The 3,446-nt window shown below is 53.4% G+C and carries 8 protein-coding genes; 7 read left to right on the forward strand and 1 reads right to left on the reverse strand.

What is annotated here, in order from left to right:
* From WBG04_RS02615 to WBG04_RS02635, 5 genes are all read left to right on the forward strand, one after another.
* Window positions 1–194 (forward strand): hypothetical protein (locus WBG04_RS02615; protein WP_424312794.1); only part of this gene is annotated, 194 nt, incomplete at its 5' end.
* Between the two features lie 28 nt (window positions 195–222).
* Window positions 223–645 (forward strand): hypothetical protein, encoded by a 423-nt coding sequence (locus WBG04_RS02620; RefSeq protein ID WP_424312795.1) that lies wholly within the window; start codon window positions 223–225, stop codon window positions 643–645.
* 200 nt (window positions 646–845) lie between these two features.
* Complete coding sequence (locus tag WBG04_RS02625) at window positions 846–1,004, forward strand: hypothetical protein (RefSeq protein ID WP_424312796.1); 159 nt, start codon at window positions 846–848, stop codon at window positions 1,002–1,004.
* 53 nt (window positions 1,005–1,057) lie between these two features.
* On the forward strand, window positions 1,058–1,270 hold the full coding sequence (locus WBG04_RS02630; protein ID WP_424312797.1) for an addiction module protein: 213 nt from the start codon (window positions 1,058–1,060) through the stop codon (window positions 1,268–1,270).
* On the forward strand, window positions 1,267–1,569 hold the full coding sequence (locus tag WBG04_RS02635; RefSeq protein ID WP_424312798.1) for a type II toxin-antitoxin system RelE/ParE family toxin: 303 nt from the start codon (window positions 1,267–1,269) through the stop codon (window positions 1,567–1,569). Before WBG04_RS02630 ends, WBG04_RS02635 begins: the two co-directional genes overlap by 4 nt.
* 69 nt (window positions 1,570–1,638) lie before the next feature.
* Here WBG04_RS02635 and WBG04_RS02640 read toward each other — a convergent pair whose 3' ends face one another.
* Complete coding sequence (locus tag WBG04_RS02640) at window positions 1,639–1,944, reverse strand: hypothetical protein (RefSeq protein WP_424312799.1); 306 nt, start codon at window positions 1,942–1,944, stop codon at window positions 1,639–1,641.
* Between the two features lie 58 nt (window positions 1,945–2,002).
* Here WBG04_RS02640 and WBG04_RS02645 point away from each other — a divergent pair, with 58 nt between their 5' ends.
* Both WBG04_RS02645 and WBG04_RS02650 read left to right on the forward strand, forming a co-directional pair.
* Complete coding sequence (locus WBG04_RS02645) at window positions 2,003–2,386, forward strand: hypothetical protein (RefSeq protein ID WP_424312800.1); 384 nt, start codon at window positions 2,003–2,005, stop codon at window positions 2,384–2,386.
* Window positions 2,387–2,400: 14 nt separating this feature from the next.
* On the forward strand, window positions 2,401–3,446 hold a 1,046-nt coding region (locus tag WBG04_RS02650), incomplete at its 3' end, for a hypothetical protein (RefSeq protein ID WP_424312801.1).

Here is a 3,446-nt window from a genome sequence, read left to right on the forward strand (position 1 = left end):
CGAAAGGCAAGCAGCCGGTGCTTCAGGAGTTGGGGCGGTTGACCCAGGAGAATGGTGCGGTGAGCGAGGTGAAGTTGCTTGTGGCTGAGGAAGGTTACACGATCACTTTGGATTTCGTAGATGAGGACGGATACCTTAGCTTTCCGTCGACGAAGCTCTTCCAGAAGGCCGATTGGATTTGTGGGGACGAATAACGAAACGTGAAGTTCAATGAGAAGATTAATGATACCCTGTTGCCTGTGGCTGAGTGCGACGCTGCTCCATGCAGGCGAGGGCTCCGGCAATTGGCGGAGCGAAACGACCAGTGAGTATTCTCTGGAGGCGATCGCGAAAATTCGGAAGAATCTCGAGGAGCGTGCGGCACACCTGGAAGAGGTGCTCGGGACGAAGCCTGAATTGGATTTCCAGTATTTTTCAGGAGTGCTGACGGAAGAAGAAGCGGAGCTCGATCAGCGCTTCCGTGAAGGCCGTCTTTCGCGCCGTGCGACGGAGGAGCATGCGCTGGAGTTTGTGGCGGATTTTGAGCGGGTAAGAAAATCCCTGCTTCCGCTGGAGGAAATGGCACGGGCCAAATGGCGTGAATCGGCTGAGGCCGTTCAAGCCAAGAACGAATGCACTGTTTGTCTGGCAGGGCGATCAAGCTAGGGAATGGCCGACCGTTTGAGCTTCAATTTTTCAACCGCAGATGAACGCGGATGGACACAGATCCCGGGAAATATTGAATTTCAATCCGGAATCCGAAGCGTTCTTTCCGGAAAACAGGTAAATTTCAAGAACACAGCCCTTTTCCATCTGCGTTCATCTGCGGCTTATTTCAACTCCTCTCCTAACTTGATCGCCTTGGTTTGTCTGGCCTCTTTTTCTTGGATGCGGCGGCTCACTTTGCCTGCCCGGGAAATGCGGTGCCGGAGATCAAGGCGCATGTGGCGGCGCTGGATGGTTATGTTTGTCAGGCGTCGCATAGTGCGGCGAGCGTGGAGGCTCTGGTGCATTTTTTCGGGTAGGGAATTTAAAATGCCTGATTGCCCAAAAGTGAGGGAGAGTCTAGATTGAAGGCATGACAACTCTCTCGGAGATCGAGAATTCGGCCATGTTGCTGCCTGAAGACGAGCGCGCGCAGTTGGCGTCGAAGCTTTTGTGTTCGCTGCCGTCGGTGCTTCATGACGAAGACGAGGGAATCGCTGAGGCCGAGCGCCGTGATGCGGAGCTTGACCGTGATCCGTCCAGGGGAATGGGCATGGCGGAGTTTAAGGCGGCGTTTGAAAAGTGAAGGATCCCGAGCTTGTTTTTCACCGTTTGGTCCAAAGGGACATGAATGGGATTCGGCGGTATTACACGGAAGAGGCGAGTGAGGAAGTCGCGGACCGCTTTTATGAGCGCTTTATCGTCCTTGTTGAAAAAGCTTTAGCACAACCAACCCGCTACCATCCGGTCCATGGGTCACTCCGCCGAGTGAACATCTCTGGTTTCCCCTACCACTTTCTTTATCGGTCCACGCCGACCGGAATCCGGGTGTTGGTGCTGCGGCACGACAAACGGCATCCGGAGTTTGGTTTGTTGAGACGGTAGCTGTAGTTATCAGTTGGGATTTGAGATGGGGATCTACGGTCCCTTTTCTAACAGCTCTGCTTTCAGCGCCTAGACCCGTTCGATGCAATCCTCGATGCTGCTCCCGGTGATGTTGGCGTGGCCCATTTTTCGGCGGTCGATGGCGCGGCGTTTGCCGTAGAGGTGGAGGAAGCTTTCGTGGTCGGCGAAGATCGGCAGCAAGTCAGTCGCGGTTTCCTCAGCCGGCCACATGTCGCCTAACAGGTTGAGCATGACGACGAGGGAGAGTGCGACCGAGATGACCCTCGGGATGATGATGGAGAATATGAAGTTGGTCTCGAAAGTGGATGGCGGATACGGAGTGATTCGAGGTCTACTGAAGTATCCGGGAGACAAAGCGGGCCAGGGATGGATTGGTTACATCACCCACGGGCGAAGATTCGAACTCGATCGCTTGGCGAAGGCGACCCGTGAAGCGGGTGAAGGAGGTGCCTCGAATCTGAAACCGGGAAGTCTTGTTCAGTTCGACTTTTTGAGTGGAAGTGAACTTGCCAAGGTGGTCTCTGATATTGATCTGGTCGATGGGGTTATTGGGGAATCTCTAAAGCGACAGGGAAAGACTCTGGATGGTTGGGTTGCAGGCAAATCGACTAAATGGCTGGAGTTGTGGATGGCAGCCGCCTCCCTAAAAGCGGGCGGCGGGCCAATTCGATTTGTATTGGGTGAGGGCTTGCCTAAGCCCAAGACGATAGAGAAAATTGAGGAAGCTGCGGCCAGCGCGGGGATCGATTTCGAAATCATCTACGATTCACTCTTGCCTCCCCCTGCCATTGATTGATTTTTTCCCGAGTAATGAATGCGAGCGCCGAGAACCTAGATTATCCAACTGCCAAGAAACTCCTAGGACTTATACAGGTGCCGGGGGAGAAGTCCAAATGGGAGGACATCGCTGGAGCGGGTGCGGTGCTCTCTGAATTGAATTTCGACTCTTCCGGTGATGGCATTACGATTGAGGATCTAAAGAAGCTGAAACTCCCGAGTTTCTGCTCTTCGCTTTTTGTCTCGGGGCAGAAGGTGGTGAAATTTCCCGAAGCAATGCCTGATCCGCTTTTTCTCACTGGTTCGGATCTCAGCTTAGGACCTCGTGGTGGACAAATTTCTGTTCTGGTGGAGTTCTTTTCAAAGCAGCTCAAGTTGCCGTTTTCCATATGCTTTATCCACCAGAATGAGATGCCATTTATCATCGGTCCGAAAAATACTCCTCCGGAAACCTGGGTGGTTGCTTTAAATTGGGGCAATGGAGTGAACGGTTTCGAGGCTGAGCGATGCGGCGTGCCTGCGGCACCTTGGGGGAACTGGGTAGACGATGAGGAGGCGGCGCAGAAATTGGGATTGGGTTATATTGAGCAATTTGGGTTTCCTGACCCGCAGGATTCAAGAGTTCTCAAGTATATTGAGCAGCCCGGTCGAGTCGAATTTCATTTGCCTAGCGGGAAGGGCTGGGCCTTTGAAAGGTATTCGGAGTTCTTTTCGAAGACCTTCCTTGGAAAGGATACGGATCAGATATATGTTACCGCTACGTTCTCGTATGGAGGCGCGGCCAGTTTGTCGAAAGGGCCAGAGAATCTGATGCCGTATCTCGGTGATGTCGTGGCCCAAATTGCAACAGCAGGCGCTTATGAAACCTACGAGGTGGACTGCAGCGCTCTAGTAGCGGAAAGCTGGAGAACCCGGGAAAGTCGGCGAAAAAAGATGGCCAGGGCCAAATCGGCGAAAGGCAAGCAGCCGGTGCTTCAGGAGTTGGGGCGGTTGACCCAGGAGAATGGTGCGGTGAGCGAGGTGAAGTTGCTTGTGGCTGAGGAAGGTTACACGATCACTTTGGATTTCGTAGATGAGGA

The sequence above is a fragment of the Haloferula sp. genome (assembly GCF_049672945.1).
In the GTDB taxonomy this organism is placed as follows: Bacteria; Verrucomicrobiota; Verrucomicrobiia; order Verrucomicrobiales; family Akkermansiaceae; genus Haloferula.

Bases quoted from the DNA above. Each gene is read 5' to 3' on its own strand.
- WBG04_RS02620 (WP_424312795.1), top strand. From the start codon at position 223: ATGATACCCTGTTGCCTGTGGCTGAGTGCGACGCTGCTCCATGCAGGC.
- WBG04_RS02630 (WP_424312797.1), top strand. From the start codon at position 1,058: ATGACAACTCTCTCGGAGATCGAGAATTCGGCCATGTTGCTGCCTGAA.